The organism is Pseudoalteromonas lipolytica, from assembly GCF_900116435.1.
GTDB classification, from domain to species: domain Bacteria; phylum Pseudomonadota; class Gammaproteobacteria; order Enterobacterales; family Alteromonadaceae; genus Pseudoalteromonas; species Pseudoalteromonas lipolytica.
The window spans coordinates 38,507-57,586 of sequence record NZ_FPAZ01000011.1; the positions used below are offsets into that span (position 1 = coordinate 38,507).

The 19,080-nt window shown below is 41.8% G+C and carries 16 protein-coding genes; 11 read left to right on the top strand and 5 right to left on the bottom strand.

From position 1 onward, the window contains the following. Window positions 1–103: 103 nt before the first annotated feature. From aroK to BM378_RS12710, 4 genes are read left to right on the top strand one after another with little or no spacing between them, the layout of a single operon-like run. The gene (gene aroK, locus BM378_RS12695; protein ID WP_036973192.1) at window positions 104–622 is read left to right on the top strand and encodes a shikimate kinase AroK; all 519 of its coding nucleotides are present in this window, start codon (window positions 104–106) and stop codon (window positions 620–622) included. 27 nt (window positions 623–649) lie between these two features. Continuing rightward, entirely contained in the window at window positions 650–1,720 is a 1,071-nt protein-coding gene (gene aroB, locus BM378_RS12700) for a 3-dehydroquinate synthase (RefSeq protein ID WP_036973191.1), read from the top strand. Beyond that, window positions 1,720–3,114, top strand: a complete 1,395-nt coding sequence (locus BM378_RS12705; protein WP_074989342.1) for an AAA family ATPase — start codon at window positions 1,720–1,722, stop codon at window positions 3,112–3,114. The genes aroB and BM378_RS12705 overlap by 1 nt, the downstream gene beginning before the upstream one ends. A 53-nt stretch (window positions 3,115–3,167) precedes the next feature. Further along, window positions 3,168–4,010, top strand: coding sequence for a Dam family site-specific DNA-(adenine-N6)-methyltransferase (locus BM378_RS12710; RefSeq protein ID WP_065978301.1), 843 nt, complete (start codon window positions 3,168–3,170; stop codon window positions 4,008–4,010). Here BM378_RS12710 and BM378_RS12715 read toward each other — a convergent pair. Together BM378_RS12715 and BM378_RS12720 are read right to left on the bottom strand one after the other, a co-directional pair. After that, window positions 3,982–4,167, bottom strand: a complete 186-nt coding sequence (locus tag BM378_RS12715; protein ID WP_074989343.1) for a DUF2970 domain-containing protein — start codon at window positions 4,165–4,167, stop codon at window positions 3,982–3,984. The two genes, BM378_RS12710 and BM378_RS12715, sit on opposite strands and share 29 nt — an antisense overlap. Window positions 4,168–4,172: 5 nt before the next feature. Further along, the gene (locus BM378_RS12720; RefSeq protein ID WP_074989344.1) at window positions 4,173–4,469 is read right to left on the bottom strand and encodes a hypothetical protein; all 297 of its coding nucleotides are present in this window, start codon (window positions 4,467–4,469) and stop codon (window positions 4,173–4,175) included. A 327-nt stretch (window positions 4,470–4,796) separates the two neighbouring features. Here BM378_RS12720 and rpe point away from each other — a divergent pair, with 327 nt between their 5' ends. The 3 genes from rpe to trpS are packed head-to-tail and all read left to right on the top strand — an operon-like array spanning window position 4,797 to window position 7,198. Further along, window positions 4,797–5,483 carry a ribulose-phosphate 3-epimerase gene (gene rpe / locus BM378_RS12725; protein WP_036973185.1) on the top strand — a complete coding sequence of 229 codons (687 nt, stop codon included), beginning with the start codon at window positions 4,797–4,799 and terminating at the stop codon, window positions 5,481–5,483. Next, window positions 5,480–6,145: an HAD-IA family hydrolase gene (locus tag BM378_RS12730; protein WP_036973184.1), complete on the top strand. Its 666-nt coding sequence runs from the start codon at window positions 5,480–5,482 to the stop codon at window positions 6,143–6,145. Before rpe ends, BM378_RS12730 begins: the two co-directional genes overlap by 4 nt. Before the next feature lie 48 nt (window positions 6,146–6,193). Next, window positions 6,194–7,198 carry a tryptophan--tRNA ligase gene (trpS, locus tag BM378_RS12735; protein ID WP_036973183.1) on the top strand — a complete coding sequence of 335 codons (1,005 nt, stop codon included), beginning with the start codon at window positions 6,194–6,196 and terminating at the stop codon, window positions 7,196–7,198. A gap of 482 nt (window positions 7,199–7,680) precedes the next feature. Here the strand turns inward: trpS and BM378_RS12740 are convergent, their stop codons facing one another. Then, complete coding sequence (locus BM378_RS12740) at window positions 7,681–8,757, bottom strand: hypothetical protein (protein WP_074989345.1); 1,077 nt, start codon at window positions 8,755–8,757, stop codon at window positions 7,681–7,683. A 13-nt stretch (window positions 8,758–8,770) separates the two neighbouring features. Next, window positions 8,771–11,590: an excinuclease ABC subunit UvrA gene (gene uvrA / locus BM378_RS12745; RefSeq protein WP_074989346.1), complete on the bottom strand. Its 2,820-nt coding sequence runs from the start codon at window positions 11,588–11,590 to the stop codon at window positions 8,771–8,773. A gap of 163 nt (window positions 11,591–11,753) precedes the next feature. Here uvrA and BM378_RS12750 point away from each other — a divergent pair, with 163 nt between their 5' ends. From BM378_RS12750 to BM378_RS12760, 3 genes are all read left to right on the top strand, one after another. After that, complete coding sequence (locus tag BM378_RS12750; protein WP_036973178.1) at window positions 11,754–13,121, top strand: MFS transporter; 1,368 nt, start codon at window positions 11,754–11,756, stop codon at window positions 13,119–13,121. A 19-nt stretch (window positions 13,122–13,140) separates the two neighbouring features. Next, window positions 13,141–13,833, top strand: a complete 693-nt coding sequence (gene ssb / locus BM378_RS12755; RefSeq protein WP_065978307.1) for a single-stranded DNA-binding protein — start codon at window positions 13,141–13,143, stop codon at window positions 13,831–13,833. Window positions 13,834–14,157: 324 nt separating this feature from the next. Next, window positions 14,158–15,855 carry an EAL domain-containing protein gene (locus BM378_RS12760; RefSeq protein WP_051501929.1) on the top strand — a complete coding sequence of 566 codons (1,698 nt, stop codon included), beginning with the start codon at window positions 14,158–14,160 and terminating at the stop codon, window positions 15,853–15,855. Here the strand turns inward: BM378_RS12760 and BM378_RS12765 are convergent. After that, complete coding sequence (locus BM378_RS12765; protein ID WP_036973175.1) at window positions 15,852–16,748, bottom strand: 1-aminocyclopropane-1-carboxylate deaminase/D-cysteine desulfhydrase; 897 nt, start codon at window positions 16,746–16,748, stop codon at window positions 15,852–15,854. The genes BM378_RS12760 and BM378_RS12765 overlap by 4 nt on opposite strands. A 236-nt stretch (window positions 16,749–16,984) precedes the next feature. Here BM378_RS12765 and BM378_RS12770 point away from each other — a divergent pair, with 236 nt between their 5' ends. Continuing rightward, window positions 16,985–19,009: an SUMF1/EgtB/PvdO family nonheme iron enzyme gene (locus BM378_RS12770; protein ID WP_036973173.1), complete on the top strand. Its 2,025-nt coding sequence runs from the start codon at window positions 16,985–16,987 to the stop codon at window positions 19,007–19,009. Window positions 19,010–19,080: the final 71 nt, after the last annotated feature.

Here is a 19,080-nt window from a genome sequence, read left to right on the forward strand (position 1 = left end):
AATGACCAATCAATTACTGAGATAATCCCCTCCTTAATTTTGGGGCCAGGTCGTTAGGCGGGGTTTTATTTCAAATTTTAGAGTTCGTTTGTACTAAAAAGATATGGCTGAGAAACGTAATATATTTCTAGTGGGCCCTATGGGGGCTGGCAAAAGCACAATTGGTCGTCACATTGCTGACCAATTACACCTTGAATTTTTCGATTCAGATCAAGAGATCGAGCGTCGTACAGGAGCAGATATTGCTTGGGTATTCGATCTTGAGGGTGAAGAGGGCTTCCGACTTCGTGAAGAGACTGTTATTTCAGACTTAACTGAGATGCAAGGCATTGTTCTTGCTACTGGTGGTGGTTCTGTGATCAGTAAAGAAGTTCGTAATAAGCTTTCTGCTCGAGGTATTGTTGTATACCTAGAGACACCGATCGAAAAGCAGGTTGCACGCACACAGCGCGACAAGCGTCGCCCATTATTGCAAACAGAAGAAGCACCGCGCGATGTATTAGAGCGCTTAGCTGAAGAACGCGAACCGTTATACAAAGAAGTGGCTGATTTTGTTGTCCGCACTGATGAGCAAAGCGCTAAAGTTGTTGCTAATCAAATCATTGAGAAATTAGATTTTTAAAAACCAATAATAAAAAGGAAATTAGCGATGCTTGAATTAACTGTTAATTTGGACGAGCGAAGTTATCCTATTTATATTGGTCAATCTGCACTTCAACAGACAGGTCGACTCCGCGAGCACATTGGCGATTGTCGACCTATCATTATCACCAACGACACCATTGCACCTTTGTATTTAGATGATGTAATGACGTCGTTGGCTGATCTTAATCCGTTATCTTTTGTTATTCCTGATGGTGAGCAATTTAAATCACTGGATTGGTTTGAAAAGATTTCAGCGTTTTTACTTGAGCATAACTGTGGTCGTGACACCTGCTTAATTGCATTAGGCGGGGGTGTTGTAGGTGATTTAACGGGCTTTGTAGCTGCGTGTTATCAGCGTGGTGTGCCGTTTATTCAAATACCGACGACATTGTTGTCGCAAGTAGATTCATCTGTGGGCGGTAAAACAGCGGTTAACCATCCGCTGGGTAAAAACATGATTGGTGCTTTTTACCAACCGCAAGCTGTGTTTATTGATACCAAATCATTGCATACTCTGCCAGAGCGCGAGTTTGCAGCCGGTATGGCAGAAGTAATCAAGTACGGCTTAATCTACGATACAGAGCTATTTGCTTATCTTGAGCAAAATATCGCAAAGTTAAAGTCACTTGACGAGCAAACGCTTCAGCATGTGATTTATCGTTGCTGCGAAATCAAAGCACTTATTGTTGCAGAAGATGAAAAAGAAGCTGGTTTACGTGCACTCCTAAACCTGGGCCATACTTTTGGTCATGCTATTGAAGCACAAATGGGTTACGGTAATTGGTTGCATGGAGAAGCCGTGGCGGCAGGTATGGTGCTTGCAGCCCGACTGGCACACACGCGAGGCGACTTATCAGCATCTGAGGTTGAGCGTATTGTACAGTTAATATCACAGTATGATTTACCTGTGGATATTCCAAGCGAGATGACCAGTGAGCAGTTTCTGATTCATATGCGCAAAGATAAGAAAAATAAAAAAGGCACCATTCGCTTTATTCTTCCTACACAATTTGGTCAATGTGCGCTGGTCAGTGATGTAACCGATCAGCAGGTCTGTGATTTAATAGCGCGCTAATGCAATCACAAATATTGCCTAGCCGTGCAGCGCTAGTTGATCGTATTGCCCTCCAATTCGAATATGGGCAGAACCTAATATGCTTATTAGGCGCATCAGGATTAGGAAAAAGTTATTTGTTGGAAACGTTTATTACCGACAAATATCTTGAGTTCAACAAAGCATTTGTACAACTTTCTGGCAAGATGACTGATCAACAGTTCATCACTGAGCTACTCGAACAAAACTTTCGTAACCCACTGATTGATCACACCCTCAGTTTATCTGAAAACTTTTATCAGCTTTATAAACAACAACCCTGCGGTAATTGTTTGTGGGTGATTGATGGCGGCCGTCATTTATCAGATGAAATGATCCAACAGTTAGAAACGTTAGCAAAACAAAGCCCAACAACTTTATATATTTTGCTTGCCTCACAATCATCGGGGCAGTTTACGCAAGCGGTTGAAATTCATCTTGAAGCATTGAACATAAGTGAAAGTAAGCAGCTAATGCGCTGGTTTTTTGATAACTTACCTGTTGAGGAAGACCCTGTATTTCGTACTTTTTTACAAGAAGCACAGGGCAATCCTGCGTTGCTACTTGCATGGCAACCTGAGCTACAAACCGCTGATATTCGTGCGCCAGAAAAAAGTTATAAGCTGCTGTATATCATTTTATTGTTGTTAACGACCATGCTGTTGATTATTGGCTTTTTATACAAAGCTGATATGACGCAGTGGTGGAAAGCGCATTATCAACAAGATACCGCCTTACCGGTGGAAACGGCACTTTCTACTGACGCTGTTGTTAACTCGCAAAGAGACACCGAGCTTAAAGCCGTTGAGCAGCTAGAACCAGAACGAGCACCTGAGCTGCCATCGCCAACAGTTGAAACCGCAGAGATTATTAAGCAACCCGATGAAAAGCATGAAAATAATGTTGCTGCAATTGTTGATAGCCTCGCGCCAGATAAAACGATTGAGCAACCATCACAGCCAGTAGAAAAGCCAAGCAGTGATGAAATTGCCGCTGCGCTGACCTCTGATGCGAAAAATACTGATAACATTGATTCACTCATAGAAGAGCCTGTGAATGACAAACCGCCACTACTTAGCGGTAATGCTTGGTATTTAGCACAGCCAGACAATAATTTTGTTATTCAGCTATTGGCTGTCACGAACCCACAGATCAGCGAGAAATTTATCGCTGAAAATACCTTACAAGGGCAAGTGAATACTTATAAAAGTATGCGCAGTGGCAAGCCATGGTGGATTGTCACTTATGGCAGTTTTTCGACCTTAAGTGATGCTAAGAAAGCAGCCTTATCACTTTCTGAAAATGTGCGTAAAAATCAGCCTTTTTATAAAAAAATAAGTAAAATTAAACAAGAAATCGCTTCACTAGATCAGTAAATTAAAACTGATTAGTGTAAAATCGCGCAACACTGAATTGAAGTTAAGAGCAGATGCAGCAAAAGACCAGGGCCTTCCTTAAATGGGCAGGCGGAAAATACAGCCTAGTTGAGGACATTCACGCCCGTTTAAAACAAGCGAGTATGAATGCAGACACCTTAGTTGAGCCTTTTGTTGGTGCGGGTTCAGTGTTTTTAAATACTGATTTTAAGCATTATATTTTGAATGATATCAATGCAGATCTCATCAATTTATACACAGAGTTAAAGCGCTCGCCAGATGAGTTTATTAGCGACGCTAAAAAATTGTTTGTTGAATTAAACAACCAGCCAGAAGCTTACTATGAATATCGTGTGCAGTTTAATCAAAGTAGCGATGTGTATGAACGTGCTATTTTATTCTTATACATGAATCGTCATGGTTATAATGGTCTATGCCGTTATAACTTGAAGGGGATTTTTAACGTCCCCTTTGGAAAATATAAACGTCCCTATTTCCCTGAAAAAGAAATGAGCTTTTTTGCTGAGAAAGCACAGCAAGCTACGTTTACCTGCCTAGGCTATGACGAAGTCTTTAAGCTTATTCCTGAAAACGCTGTTGTGTACTGTGACCCACCGTATGTACCGCTTAGTAAAACCGCGTCTTTTACGTCATATGCTAAAGGGGGGTTTAACTTAGATGATCAAGCAAACCTAGCAAATTTAGCCGAGCAAGCTGCTTTTGAAAACAATACCCCAGTGCTTATCTCGAATCATGATACGGTCTGGACGCGTAAAATATACAGCCAAGCATCATTAGACGAGATTCAAGTTAAGCGAACAATCAGCCCTAAAGGCGGTTCACGCAATAAAGTCAATGAGTTAATGGCTATGTATTTAGCACCAAAGACACGGTGAAATAGATAGCAGCGACGAAAAGAATAAATAAGATGAGGGCAATCACAGCGAGGGAGCTGAGTGAATGCTCTTTGAAATCAGCTTGACGTTTGTCTTCTGATTGAACACCAAAAAATGCCGCAACGACACTTTGTAATGCACTAAAGAATTTTTTCATGCGATTTAGAACGTCGAGCCTAAACCGCTAACTTTATTTGATTCTTCGCTGCTAGTTAACAGTTCAAGTAAATCTAAGTAATGAAATTGAGCACTACGGCTATCGCCCGTTATCCACGAAAACCAACCCGTTTCTTTATTAGTTTGAATACATTGATTAGTCGAAGACGATACAGTAATCGTATTGCATTGACAGTCTGATGTGGCTGCTAGAAATGTATCTTCATCATTTGAAGAAAGTGATACAAAAGCAGTAACTGAAAGTGCGGACGCGATTAAGATCCCAGTTTTAAAAGCACGCATTGTAATAACCTTTGTTTGTGTTATTTAGATAAGCATACATAAAAGTTGTTCAAATAACAAACTTAATTAATGCTGAATTAGATGATTTTTTAGTAAAATTAGCAGCTTGAAGTAAATGAAATGTTTGATTTTTGTTTGTTTTTAGTTGTTATTAAAAAAGAGGTTATACGCAATGGGGTCGTTCTTTTTACCTAGATTCAATAGTCTAAAAGGCTGACTCTATTATTTTGTCGGGCGCTGCGCTTTCGTGCCGGTGTTTAAATCAGCTAACGATTGGGTTACATTAAGCGCACTTTCATTGCTGTAGCAAATTTTAAGGGATCTCTCATGCTGGAAACATTACAAAAGTATTTAATTGCCCCGTCTATTTTATCGGCCGACTTTGCGCGTTTAGGCGAAGATGTCGATCGCGTCTTAACCAGTGGTGCTGATGTTGTACATTTTGATGTAATGGATAACCACTATGTGCCAAACCTGACCTTTGGCCCCATGATTTGCAAAGCATTACGTGACTACGGTGTTACCGCACCGATAGATGTGCATTTAATGGTGAAGCCGGTTGACCGCTTAATTCCTGATTTTGCTGAAGCTGGGGCATCAATTATTAGTTTTCACCCAGAAGCCAGTGAACATATTGACCGCACCTTACAGCTAATTAAAGATTGTGGTTGCCAAGCGGGATTGGTGTTTAATCCTGCAACCAGCCTGAGCTACCTTGAGCATGTACTCGACAAAGTTGATGTGATCTTATTGATGTCGGTAAACCCCGGTTTTGGCGGTCAAAGCTTTATTCCACATACCTTAGACAAGTTACGTCAAGCGCGTAAAATTATTGAACAATCAGGTCGAAATATTCGCCTTGAAGTGGATGGCGGTGTTAATGTGGATAACATTGCAGAAATCGCTGAGGCAGGAGCCGATATGTTTGTTGCCGGTTCTGCTATTTTCAACCAACCTGATTACAAAGAGGTGATCGATAAAATGCGTGCAGAGCTAGGAAACGTTAATTCATGAGATACGATGCTGCCTTTTTTGACCTCGACGGCACATTAGTCGACAGTGTTTATGATTTGTATATTGCCATGAATTTAACGCTAACAGATTTAGCGTTCCCAGTGGTCACACAAAAATTAGTGGAAGGTTGGGTTGGTAATGGCATAGAAACGCTTGTTAAGCGAGGCTTGAGCGGTGATATGCAAATAAGCGAGCATTTAGATGATGCGTTGGCACAGCAAGCTATCACTCTTTTTTATCAGCATTATGATGAGGTTGTTGGTGATTATAGCGCGCTTTATCAGCACGTTGAGACAGGTCTTGCAGCGCTGGCAAGCATACCCAAAGTCATCATAACCAACAAAGCACGCCGCTTTACTGAAAAACTACTTGATAAGTTGGCACTTACTCATCATTTTCAGTTTATTGTTTGCGGCGATGATATGACAAAAAAACCATCAGCTGAACCGTTACAATTTGCTTGCACACAACTTAATGTAAGCCCAGAAAAAGCCATTATGATCGGTGACTCTAAAAGCGATGTATTAGCAGCTAAAGCCGCTAATGTTGATGTTATCGCGCTCGGTTATGGTTATAACCAAGGTGAAAACCTTGCTGATTTCAATCCAGAGTACCTCTGTGATAATTTCTTAGATATAATACCTGTTCTTACGCAAAGGTAAGTGCATTTTAAATTTAGTCTTATTAGTTTAGTAAAATAAAGGAACATCATGAGTAAACCAGTAGTGTTAAGTGGCATTCAGCCAACCGGTGGTATGACAATAGGCAACTATGTTGGCGCTATTAACCAGTGGCTTAAGCTACAGGAAGACCACGAAAGTTTCTTTATGCTGGTTGATTTACATGCCATTACTGTACGTCAAGATCCTGAGCAGCTGCGCTCACGTGTTTTAGATGGTATTGCATTGTATGCGGCGTGTGGTATCGACCCTGAAAAATCTGCGTTATTTGTTCAATCTCAAGTGCCAGAGCATGCTCAGCTTAGTTGGGTGTTAAACTGTTATGCGCAAATGGGTGAGCTTAACCGTATGACGCAGTTTAAAGACAAGTCATCAAAGCATGCTAATAACGTAAACGTGGGCTTATTTTCATACCCTGTATTACAAGCCGCTGATATTTTGTTGTATCAAGCTGATCAAGTGCCAGTAGGCGAAGACCAAAAGCAGCATTTAGAGCTTACTCGTGATATTGCGACGCGTTTTAATAACCTGTACGGAGATGTATTTAAGCTTCCTGAGCCATACATTCCTGAATTTGGTGCACGTGTAATGAGCTTACAAGACCCATTAAAGAAAATGTCTAAGTCAGATGAAAATCCAAACGGCTACATCATGTTGTTAGATGAACCGAAGAAGATTGAAAAGAAACTGAAAAAAGCCGTTACTGATTCAGATGAGCAAGCACGTATTTACTTCGACCGTGAAGAAAAGCCAGGCGTATCTAATTTACTTACCTTGTTATCAGTTGCCACTAAACGCTCAATCGAAGACTTAGTGCCTGAGTACGAAGATAAAATGTATGGTCACCTGAAAAAGGATACAGCAGCAGCCGTGGTTAGCATGATTGAGCCTATCCAAGCGCGTTTTCATGAAATTCGTGATGATCAAGCGTTACTTAATAGCATCATGAAGTCTGGCGCTGAGAAAGCGAGTATTCGTGCTGAAAAAACATTAAAAGCAGTGTACGACGCGGTGGGTTTTATTCCTCGCCCGTAGTCATATAGCAACGGCTTTTAAAGATATAAAAATACCGCTTATAAGCGGTATTTTTATATCTAAGCGTCTAACAGAAACTCAATGCCATTAAGACGCTAAATAGGCAAATGAGTGACACAGCATATTTATCTGTTTTTTCCATTCTACGTTCCTCATCACATTTAAAATATGACTCAATTTTCATCAAAGCTGGTTGGGTATATCTTCAGGTATAAAGGTTGGTGACCTGTTGATAGCGCTACAATAACGGCCTTAGAGGGGGGATGTCGCTTATCAAGATATGAGCAATTTGTTTGATAAGGTTTTTTAATTTATACCTTTTATTTATCAGTGAGTTATATTTAAACCTTATGAAAGAAAATAAGCTTTTAATCAGTACTTTTTAGTGTTTTTTATTGCTTTAGTAGGCTTTGCTTTTACTGCGCTTTCTTCCATTGGTTTCAAAAAACGCAGTAAGCTAAGTGAGTAGCGTGTTTGAGCCGCTATTTTTTAACGGGCGTAACGCCAGGCGAATCACAAGCGATCACCGAAAAGCGATAGCCATACGGCGCATTGTGATCGGGGGTAATTTGAACAATCTCATAATCATTCAATTCCACAGCTTTACTCGTCTCATCTTTTAAGCAACGAGAGTAACTATCAGCCTCAAAGCTAAAAGCAAACATGGCAATGAGACGTTTGCTGCGCTCAAAGTAGCCCTTGGTATTTAAAAATTGACGTAAGTTTTCAACGGTTTCACTCTCACCATCACTCTCACCCTCACTGTCTATCTCAACATTGCGCTTAGATGGGGGCGTTTCTGCGCTGCTCTTTGGAAGGTGTTGTTCTATTTTTTCACTGATTTCTTCAACGGCTTTTTGTTGCTCAGAGGGTGACTCTTTTGCTATCGCTTGGCCATCAACAAAGCTTGTAAGAATATTATCAAGCACCTCTTCAGGTGGTTTGTCATTAATGAACGAAGTCAGATTAATAAAGACCACTGACGCTAATATAAAGCGCACTATAGCCGTTAATAATGGTGAATAACTTTGACTAATAAATTTTATTCGCTCTGAGCCAAACGGTTTTATTAATAATAAAATGAAGATATAGAAGGGTAAAAAAAGTTGAAACAACAGCAGGGTACCTAATGTGATCCCCATTGCCCAAGGGGGCAAATACAGTAAGGTGGCAAAGTTATGGGTATAGTTAAAGTGGTTGGCCGACACATGGGTAACGTCATTAACAATGCCACTGGCCCCAGCTAATACAAAGTTTGCGATACTGGCATAGAAAATTAAGATGAGTGCTTTGCCCGCTAAAGAGTGCCACAGCTGATTAAACTTAGGCCAAAATTCAATAACGAGGGCAATGATAGTGATGGTGGCACTTAGCCAGCCTGATTGCAGAACAATCAGGCTGCTTAATGCTAAAAGGTAGAGCTTTTGTGCGGTACTTAAGTTAAACCAAATGGCTTGTATACGTTCAACCAACCTTGTTTTATGAGGTTGCCAGCTACGCTGCTGTTGTTGAAACTGTTTATTAGCGCGCCACTTCGCTATTTTTAAATACCTACGCACCCAACGTCCTTTTTTATAGTAGTGGTTTTAAGTATCTGCCTGTGTGTGAACGTTCGCAATCGGCCACTTCTTCAGGGGTACCCGAAATTAAAATTTCACCGCCGCCAGAGCCCCCTTCAGGGCCTAAATCGACAATCCAGTCAGCAGTTTTGATCACATCAAGATTGTGTTCAATCACTACAATGGTATTGCCATGGTCGCGTAAACGGTGAAGCACCACTAATAATTGCTGAATATCAGCAAAGTGTAAACCTGTTGTAGGTTCATCAAGTATATAGAGTGTTTTACCCGTGTCGCGTTTTGATAGCTCACGTGCCAGTTTTACACGCTGCGCTTCACCACCTGATAAGGTTGTTGCTGCTTGCCCTAAACGGATATAAGACAAGCCAACATCCATTAGGGTTTGTAGCTTGCGGGCAATCGCGGGAATTTTATCAAAATACTCGCGCGCGTCTTCCACGGTCATTTCTAATACTTGGTGAATATTTTTACCTTTGTACTGTACTTCAAGTGTTTCACGGTTGTAGCGCTGACCTTTACATACATCACACGGCACATACACGTCTGGTAAAAAGTGCATTTCTACTTTGATTACGCCATCACCTTGACACGCTTCACAACGACCGCCTTTCACGTTAAAGCTAAAGCGACCGACTTTATAACCTCGTGAGCGGGCTTCTTGGGTGCCAGCAAACAGTTCACGAATACCAGTAAAAATACCGGTGTATGTGGCAGGGTTTGAACGTGGCGTACGGCCAATCGGGCTTTGGTCAATATCAATTACTTTATCAAAGTGTTCAAGACCACTAATCGATTTATACGGTGCGGCCTCTGCGGTCGTTGCACCATTAAGTTCAGTGTGAGCGAGTTTAAATAAGGTGTCGTTGATAAGCGTTGACTTACCAGAGCCTGAAACACCAGTGATACAGGTCATCAAACCGAATGGAATTTTTAAATCAACATTCTTTAGGTTATTACCCGTTGCGCCGAATAGCTCAAGCCATTTGTCGTTCGTTGGATGACGAGTGGTTGGTACTTCAATTTTTTTCACACCCGATAAGTATTGCCCGGTGATAGAGTCTTTGCTCGCTAAAATATCGTCATGCGTACCTTGTGCGATAACATGACCACCATGAACACCGGCACCTGGACCAATATCGATAATGTGATCTGCAGCGCGAATTGCATCTTCATCGTGTTCAACCACTATCACGGTATTCCCTAAATCGCGAAGGTGAATAAGGGTTTTTAGCAAGCGGTCGTTGTCGCGTTGGTGTAAACCAATTGACGGTTCATCCAGTACATACATAACACCAACAAGCCCAGCACCAATTTGGCTTGCCAAGCGAATACGCTGCGCTTCACCACCCGATAGTGTGTCTGCACTGCGCTCAAGTGATAAGTAGTTTAAGCCAACATTTATTAAAAACGATAAGCGATCACGGATCTCTTTTAAGATTTTATCGGCAATCTGAGCACGCTGACCTGTAAGCGCTAGGCCTTCAAAAAATGCCATACTTTCACCAATACTCATGGTGGTGATAGCTGGCAAATTAGTTTGACCTATGAATACGTGACGAGCCTCTTGGCGTAAACGAGAACCATGACAGCTTGGACATGCTTGGCTGGTTTGATATTTTGCCAGCTCTTCGCGAACTGAGTTTGACTCGGTTTCGCGGTAGCGGCGGTTCATATTATTTAATACACCTTCAAACTCGTGATTACGAGTAATAAGGTCGCCGCGGTCATTTCGATAATTAAAGGCGATTTTGGTTTTACCCGATCCTTCAAGAATGACTTTTTGGGCATCTTTACTTAATTCTTGAAACGGGGCTTCTAGGTCAAAGCCATAGTGTTCAGCCACTGCTTGCAGCATCTGAAAATAATAAAAGCTGCGTTTGTCCCAGCCCTTAATCGCACCGCCCGATAAACTTAGCTCTGGGTTTTGCACCACACGATTGGGATCAAAGTACTGGCGAACCCCTAAACCATCACAGCTTTGACATGCACCAGCAGGATTATTAAACGAGAAAAGGCGAGGCTCAAGCTCGCTCATAGCGTAGCCACATGTTGGACAGGCAAAGTTTGCTGAAAAAAGCATGTCTTCGCTAAGTGAGTCATCCATTGCAGCGACGTGCGCAACACCACTTGAAAGATCAAGGGCTGTTTCGAATGACTCGGCTAAGCGCTGCTGCTGACCATCTTTCACTTTAAAACGATCGACAACCACTTCTATCGTGTGCTTTTTATGCAGCTCTAGCGTGGGAGGATCTGATAAGTCACATACCTCACCATCTATACGGGCACGAATAAAACCTTGACTTGCTAGTTGCTCAAGTAGCTTTACATGCTCACCTTTACGGTCTTTAACCACGGGGGCGAGTAGCATAAGTTTGCTGCCCTCTGGCAGAGCTAAAACCGTGTCGACCATTTGGCTAATTGTTTGTGCTGCCAGTGGTAGGTCGTGGGTAGGGCAGCGAGGTTCACCAACACGGGCAAAGAGTAAACGCAGGTAATCGTATATCTCGGTGATTGTGCCAACCGTCGAACGTGGATTGTGCGAGGTTGATTTTTGTTCAATAGAGATAGCCGGTGAAAGACCTTCGATATGATCAACATCAGGCTTTTCCATTAACGATAAAAATTGTCTTGCATAGGCTGAGAGTGATTCTACATAACGACGTTGCCCTTCTGCATACAATGTATCAAACGCTAAAGACGATTTCCCTGAACCAGATAGGCCAGTGATAACTATCAGCTTATCACGGGGAATGGTTAGGCTGATGTCTTTTAAATTGTGCGTACGGGCGCCTCGGACTTCAATGTTTTCCATGCTATCTCGTTTTATTACCAAGTGATTATTTCAGTATCTCACAATACGCGACAAGATTAATCCTTGATCAAAGAAAAAATCCTCACTTACAGGTGATTATTTATTTTTCGCTTGTGGTAGAATCCACGCTTACATTTTAATAGACAGCAAGATTCAGTAATTCATGACAGCATCTTCACTCAACTCCCGAGAAAAACGCGCTGCCGTTTCGTTAGCGAGCGTGTTTGCGTTCCGTATGCTTGGCCTATTTATGTTGATGCCAGTTCTGGCTATTTATGGTCAGCAATTGGAAGGTTTTTCGCCGCTATGGATTGGTTTTGCAATCGGTGCGTATGGTTTAACGCAAGCCGTGTTACAAATTCCAATGGGGTGGTTGTCGGATAAAATAGGCCGTAAAAAAGTGATTATTGGAGGCCTGTGCGTGTTTGCGCTTGGTTCCGTTATTGCTGCCACCGCCGAGTCGGTACAAATGGTGACGTTTGGCCGTGCATTACAAGGTATGGGCGCGATTGCCAGTGCGTTACTTGCTTTGGCTTCAGATTTAAGCCGAGATGAGCAGCGTCCAAAGGTGATGGCTGTTATTGGTATGTGTATTGGTATGAGCTTTGCTGTTGCGATGCTACTAGGGCCAATAGTTGCGGCATCTTGGGGTGTTGCTGGCGTTTTTTGGCTAACAGCTGGGTTGGCCATTTTAGGTATTTTTATTGTCTTGTTTTTGGTTCCGAATGCTGTAAACAAGGCACCCAAAGGCGACACGCTTGCCACCTTAGATGACATAAAACAATTAATTAAACACCCGCAATTAGCGCGTTTAGATTTTGGGGTTATGTTACTTCATCTTACGTTAACCACGGTGTTTGTAGCCTTACCGGGGCAATTAATTAAAGATGGATTAATTGCTGATCATCATTGGTATTTATATATTCCAGTCTTATTTTTAGCGTTTTTCTTAATGGCGCCAATGATGATAGTGGCTATCCGCAAAGAAAAAGAAAAACAGGCGTTTATTGGTTCAATCGCTTTATTAGTATTGAGCATGCTGGCGATGTCATTCTGGGTTGATTCTGTGATTGGCATCGGTGTGTGTATGTTAGTTTACTTTGTCGCATTTAATTTTTTAGAAGCCACTATGCCTGCATTAGTGTCTCGTATTGCCCCTGCAAACCAGAAGGGCTCTGCCATGGGCGTGTTTTCGTCTACGCAGTTTTTTGGTGCCTTTTTAGGTGGTTTATTGGGGGGCTATGTTGCACAAGCGCTAAGTGCGCAAGCAGTGTTTGCGGCGGCGGCACTTGTTGGGGTAATATGGCTTATCCTTGCTTGGAATATGCAAGTCCCACCAAGAAGTAAAATTATTAGCTTAATGACAGAATTAAGTTCCGAGCAGCAGGCACAAGCGCTTGCTTCTCGTCTAGTTGCTTTACCGGGCGTAATAGAAGCAACGGTTGTTTGCGATGAAAATCGCAGCTATTTAAAGATTAATGATAAAGAATTTGACCTAGACCAAGCACGAAAAGCGGCTGGTTTAATCTAACGTTTAAAGGAGAAGTTCCATGGCACGCGGTGTGAACAAAGTCATTTTGGTTGGTAATTTAGGCCAAGATCCAGAAGTACGTTATATGCCTAATGGCAATGGTGTAGCGAATATCAGCATTGCTACGACTGACAGCTGGAAAGATAAAAACACAGGGCAAATGCAAGAGCGTACAGAATGGCACCGTGTTGTTTTATTTGGCAAGCTAGCTGAAGTAGCGGGTGAGTACCTTCGTAAAGGTTCACAAGTTTATATTGAGGGTCGTTTACAAACACGTAAGTGGACTGATCAATCTGGCCAAGAAAAATTTACCACTGAAATCGTGGTAGACATGGGCGGTCAAATGCAAATGTTAGGTGGCCGTGGTGGCGACCAACAGGGTGGTGGTTATCAAGGTGGCCAATCACAAGGCGGTTACCAAGGTGGTCAACAACAAGGTGGCGGCTATGGTGGCGGTTCGCAGCAAGCGCAAAGCAACAGCTATGCACCTCAGCAGCAGTCAGCACCGGCGCCAGCACAACAACAGCGCCCACAACAACAGCCTGCACCTGCACCGCAGCAAAATAACAACCAATACGGTGGTTATGGCCAACAGCAAAGCAGCGCACCACAGCAAGGTGGTTTTGCTCCTAAGCCACAAAATGCACCACAAGGTGGCGCATCAAACCCAATGGAACCACCAATCGATTTTGACGACGATATCCCGTTCTGAGGACCGGGGAAAAGTTAAAGTATTAAGCAAGATACTTTATATAAAGATTGTATTAAGAACCCAGCCTTGGTGCTGGGTTTTTTATTGCTCAAAATAGACCACTTAATTAAGCACAATGGTATAAACGAATAGGGATGGCTTCGAATATGTTTCGGTTACAAAATAATTCTCATTAAGGCATTTTGCTAGGTGTTTAAATTTACGTAACTTTTGACAGCGTTGGTCAGGGGATGAATCAGAAATTTCTTTAAATCGCGCTGCAGCCTTGTATTTATAGGGTTCTTGAACAACACTTTGTGTATATTTGGGCAACTAACTTGTGAAATGAAAAAAGACCTAACATCACAAATAAAGCAACCGGAAGTCATTTATGTGACGGCCGCTTTTTTGTTATTAGTTGTTTTTAATATTTTTTTAAGTGACGTATTACACGAGAAAGTGCATCGCACAGGTACTGAGCTTGCAAGGCAAGTATACGACTTAAACTTAGACCCCATTGCGTCAAAAGATATCATTGCAACCTTAGTTGAAAGTAAAGGTTTTGCTATGAACGTGACAGATGTGCCACATAATTTTGCCAACTTTATTGATTTAGAGCAGGAGGTATTTAGTTATCACACTGTGAGTTTGCGCCTTTTTCACTGGCCTTCATGGGTCGTTGAAAGTCATTTATTTATCTTTTTGAACTTAATTCTAATTGGGGCTGTGTATTGGGGATTCCGCTGGTGGCGAGTACTGTCTAAAAAAGTATTGGTAGCCGCAGCACCGCCAGTGAAGCCTATTGAAAAACAGGTCAAGCCGGTACTTAAAAAAGGAGAGCTGCCAAAGCCACTGCCTCATCAAGATTTAAATATTTTGTATGGGGTACCAACAAACTACAATCATTTATTTGCTCTGTTTTTTTGGAAAACCCCGTTTCCGGCGAATCTTGATGTCGATAATTACTTTAAAGTAGTGATTGCCAAAGGGTTTGGGGAACTTGTTAATCGCTCGGTAAAACTACTTCCCTCGGGCGGTATAGCTGTAACACTAAACAGTGTGCCTGCCACCGAAGTTGATAAGTACACCAAGCGTTTGCATCACGTTGTATATCAAGCGTGCCTTAATTATCGCAGCGATTTATCGCGTGGTGATATAAAAATAGGTGTATGTAATTACCGTACTGGTGCTGATCAGGCTGTGGTGTATCAGCTTACTAAATCGGCACTAACTTTAGCTAAGCAAAGTGCATGGCAACACATTCACCGCTTACCGTTTGGGCATACGCAATCTAGCATGCTCAGTGATAGTAATGAGCACCTGTTTGAGTACATTAAGAAAAAGCATTTTATGCTGTTCTTTCAACCGTTGTTTGACTTAGAAACAGGGGAAATTTTACAGCATGAAGCGCTTATTAGAATTCGTCATAAAAGCTTAGGATTACTTGCTGCTCGTCATTTCATTCCACAGATGACCAGCAAGAAAGATGTTTTATTGTTAGATCAAACCGTAGTGACACAAGTACAAAAAATGCTTGATAACGAATCAGGTGCGATGATGGTAAGTATAAACTTACATGCGATGAACTGGTTTAATGATGAGTTTTGGCATTGGTTTAAAGCGCAAATGCAAGGCTTTGATGCAGCTAATAAATTACAATTTGAGCTCAGTGAAGACGATTATTTAAAACAGCATAAACAATTGAGCTCGCAGTTTGCTTGTTTAGAAAAATTATCCGCAGGTATTGTGATTGACAATGTTCGCAGTGCCGAAAACCTTGTTGAATACAAGCAACTTAATAATGTGTGTAGTATTAAATTGGCATACGAGCTTATTCATAATATTGATACTAATACGCAGCAACAAAAAGTGGTTAGACAGATTATAGCGAAAGGCAATGAGCTTAATTTTCCTGTTTATGCTGTAGGCGTTGAAACACGCAACGAGCTTGCAACATTAAAAAACTTAGGCGTCATCGCAGCGCAAGGTTTTTACTTTGCTGAACCCCTACAAAAGCTTGCCGATATTACGCCTTTTAGTTAGATTAAACGACGGTACTTTAAGCCGTCTAACCCTTGCAAGCCACCAGTATGGATAGCCATGATCCGCGTGCCTTCTGCGAAGAAACCTTGTTCTATCAATTGCCACAGCGCATACATCATTTTACCGCTATAAATAGGCTCAAGTGGGATGGCGTGTTGTTGCGTAAATGTCTGACAAAACTCCCACAGTTCATGACTGAATTTGCCATAACCGCCATCATGATGTTCAAGTAATAGCTGCCAATTTTGTTGTTGTCTTGCTTTACGGCTCAGTTGCTTAATGTCATCAATTAAATATTCGGCCTGTTTTAATACTGCAATACCGAGCACGGTTGTGGAGTGTGGGCTGCCTTCAATTAAGCCTGCCAGCGTGCCACCACTGCCTGTTGGGCACATAATGACATCGCTCGTCGGTAAGCTTTGCGCTAATTCTTGGCACCCCAGCAGCGCCGCAGGGTTAGTGCCTCCCTCTGGTAGAATATAAGCATGCGGGAACTGCTTTTGTAATTCTGCCAAATAGCGGCTTTCGCCTCTTAAACGGTAAGTAATACGGTTAACGGGGTGCAATGTCATCCCACAGCGTTTGGCGTTCTGCAATGTGGGGTTGTGTTCATCAAGCTCAGGTCCGCGAATAATACCGTGCGTTTTAAACCCAAATAACTGACCCGCAGCTGCTGTGGCATGAATATGGTTTGAAAATGCGCCGCCAAAAGTGAGTAGCTCAGTTTTTCCCTGTTGTTGCATAGCCTGTAAATTAAATTTTAATTTACGCCATTTGTTACCACTAATTTGTGGGTGAATAAGATCATCACGTTTAATCTGTAATGTCAGCTTTTGTGCTGATAACAGTTCGTGGTTGATGGTTTGAACAGGCGATTCAGAAATAATAGTCACGGTTTAATTTACGCTAAAAAAGACGCTTAATTGTAGCAAAGTCGTCATAGAGATAGAAATTAGTCAATTAAACTAAAATGATTTTGTTATTTACTGGCATCAACTAAGGTAATAGTTGTAAACTCAGATAATAATTGAACAAAGCTTGTGTTTTGCCTTGCAAGTACATAGCATAAGAGTTTAATTATAAAAAATAATAATGACCAAATAATTGCCGCTTTTTGGGAATGGAATATATGCGAATTGCTCCTTTATCTCTGTTAATTTCAGTTAGTTTGCTAGCATCGAGTGCATTTGCACAAGATACTGCTACGGTAACTGGCATTGAATCAGAGATCAGTAAAAAACAAGCCGAATACGATAACTCGACCTTAATACTCGAAAAACACCTAAAAGAAGAAAGTCAGTTACAAAAACAACTCGAATTATTGCGCGCCCGCTCAGCTGAGCTAGACAAAGAAAAAAACCAAGCGCTTGATGCAATGAACGAGATGTATCGTCGATTAATTGATGACCCCACTTTAGATATTAGCAATGCACAAACGCGCTATCAAAAAGCAGTGGTGGATCACAAACAGAACAAAGATGACATTTCGATGCAATTGGCGGCAATTGCATCGCATAGAAAAGATATTGAGCAAATTCGTGTTGCTAAGCATACCCAACTAAACACCTTAGAGAGCTTAAAAGAGCAACTCGCAACAGCTCGTGTTGAACGTTTGCGCAATGAGTTTACGCGTGAAGGCACACTTGAAGTTAATCATACGATTAATTGTAAGCGCACTGAAACATTAGCAGCGTGTGAGCAACGTGGTCAGCAAATGGGATTACAAAAAGCCACCAAGCGCTTTGTAGATCAAATTTTTGCTAACTTAACAGAAGAACGTTTAGTTGAGCCGAAACGCAATTTAGCGGGTGCACAAGTTAAAATTTTAAGTAGTCATGTTGTAAATAGTGCCTTTAGCGGACAAGGTAACTATAACGTGAACTTAAGCGTAACGATGCGCGGTGATGTGAATAGCAGCCGTTTATGTAGTCTGCTTAACTTAGACAACCGTTTTTGCGCAGATTATGGTTCACCGCTTGCTGGAAACTATCAACCCAATTACACCACCACTTACTCTGATAGTCAGTTAACATTCAGTGACTCTCAGGATAATAATCAGGTGGTATCGGTTTCGCGTATGAGCGAACAACCTGTAAGTGATTACTCAGTAAAAAAGCCAGTAAGGGTTGAACCATTACCTGATCTAAAAAAATCTAAAATGGTTGAATTAACGCTTCGTTCAAATGTTTATGATGATGAAGTGTTTATTGATGGTGTGAGCTTTGGGTCAACCAAGCTAACGACATCATTACCAAGAGGTTTTCATGATATTGAAATACGCAAGCGTGGTTATAAAAGCTATAAAGCGCGTTTAGACTTGCGTAAAGCTCAAACTATTAATGCAAAATTAGTGAAAGAGCCTGAACCAATTGTCGCTGCCGTTGTCGCAACAGAGCAACCTACAGCAGCGCCAGTGGCAAGTATTGTTAATAAAACCAATACAGCGAGTATTGTGGTTATCCCAGCGGGTACATTTAAGATGGGTGACATTAACGGTAATGGCTTAGCTAATGAGCGCCCTGTTGTTGAAAAAACCATTGCTAACTCATTTGCCATGCAAAGCAAAGAAGTCAGTGTGGGTGAATATGAGCAATTCGTTGCTAATACAGGTTATAAAACAGAAGCCGAAAAGAATCGTGGCTGTGCTTATTACTTAAATGGTGAGCCAGTATGGGAAGCGACCTTAAACTGGCGCAACCCAGGTTTTGAGCAAGACAGTGATTTTCCGGCTGTTTGCTTAACGTATAATGATGCCAAAGCATATGCAGATTGGTTATCAGGGCAAACAGGGCAGTTGTTTCGTTTACCGAATGAGGTTGAGTGGGAGTACGCTGCACGCGCAGGTAAAGAAACTGAATACCCTTGGGGTAACGAGATAGGTAAAAATTTAGCGAACTGTGGCTGGTGTGGTAGTGAATGGTCAAACAAAAGCGCTGCACCAACCGGGTCGTTTTCTCCTAATGCATTTGGTCTGTATGACACAGTAGGTAATGTATGGGAATGGACAAACAAAAAACCGGGGCAGTCTGATGTGACTGTTCGTGGTGGGGCATGGAATTTCGCTCCGAGCCTAGCACGTGTATCAACACGCTTAATTTTAGCGCCAGATTTTCGTGCAAACTATATCGGGTTTCGTTTAGTACGCGAGCGATAAAAATTTTTAAAGGAAGCAAAGCAGGCTTCCTTTTTTAGCAATTTAATAAAGGCAGTTGCGCTTTATTGTGC

What these genes read in the sequence shown, in the direction of transcription:
- aroK (WP_036973192.1), top strand. Translation starts at nt 104, where the DNA reads ATGGCTGAGAAACGTAATATATTTCTAGTGGGCCCTATGGGGGCTGGC.
- BM378_RS12710 (WP_065978301.1), top strand. Translation starts at nt 3,168, where the DNA reads ATGCAGCAAAAGACCAGGGCCTTCCTTAAATGGGCAGGCGGAAAATAC.
- BM378_RS12720 (WP_074989344.1), bottom strand. Translation starts at nt 4,469, where the DNA reads ATGCGTGCTTTTAAAACTGGGATCTTAATCGCGTCCGCACTTTCAGTT.
- BM378_RS12770 (WP_036973173.1), top strand. Translation starts at nt 16,985, where the DNA reads ATGCGAATTGCTCCTTTATCTCTGTTAATTTCAGTTAGTTTGCTAGCA.
- BM378_RS12760 (WP_051501929.1), top strand. Translation starts at nt 14,158, where the DNA reads ATGAAAAAAGACCTAACATCACAAATAAAGCAACCGGAAGTCATTTAT.
- uvrA (WP_074989346.1), bottom strand. Translation starts at nt 11,590, where the DNA reads ATGGAAAACATTGAAGTCCGAGGCGCCCGTACGCACAATTTAAAAGAC.
- trpS (WP_036973183.1), top strand. Translation starts at nt 6,194, where the DNA reads ATGAGTAAACCAGTAGTGTTAAGTGGCATTCAGCCAACCGGTGGTATG.
- BM378_RS12730 (WP_036973184.1), top strand. Translation starts at nt 5,480, where the DNA reads ATGAGATACGATGCTGCCTTTTTTGACCTCGACGGCACATTAGTCGAC.
- BM378_RS12705 (WP_074989342.1), top strand. Translation starts at nt 1,720, where the DNA reads ATGCAATCACAAATATTGCCTAGCCGTGCAGCGCTAGTTGATCGTATT.
- rpe (WP_036973185.1), top strand. Translation starts at nt 4,797, where the DNA reads ATGCTGGAAACATTACAAAAGTATTTAATTGCCCCGTCTATTTTATCG.
- BM378_RS12715 (WP_074989343.1), bottom strand. Translation starts at nt 4,167, where the DNA reads ATGAAAAAATTCTTTAGTGCATTACAAAGTGTCGTTGCGGCATTTTTT.
- ssb (WP_065978307.1), top strand. Translation starts at nt 13,141, where the DNA reads ATGGCACGCGGTGTGAACAAAGTCATTTTGGTTGGTAATTTAGGCCAA.
- aroB (WP_036973191.1), top strand. Translation starts at nt 650, where the DNA reads ATGCTTGAATTAACTGTTAATTTGGACGAGCGAAGTTATCCTATTTAT.
- BM378_RS12750 (WP_036973178.1), top strand. Translation starts at nt 11,754, where the DNA reads ATGACAGCATCTTCACTCAACTCCCGAGAAAAACGCGCTGCCGTTTCG.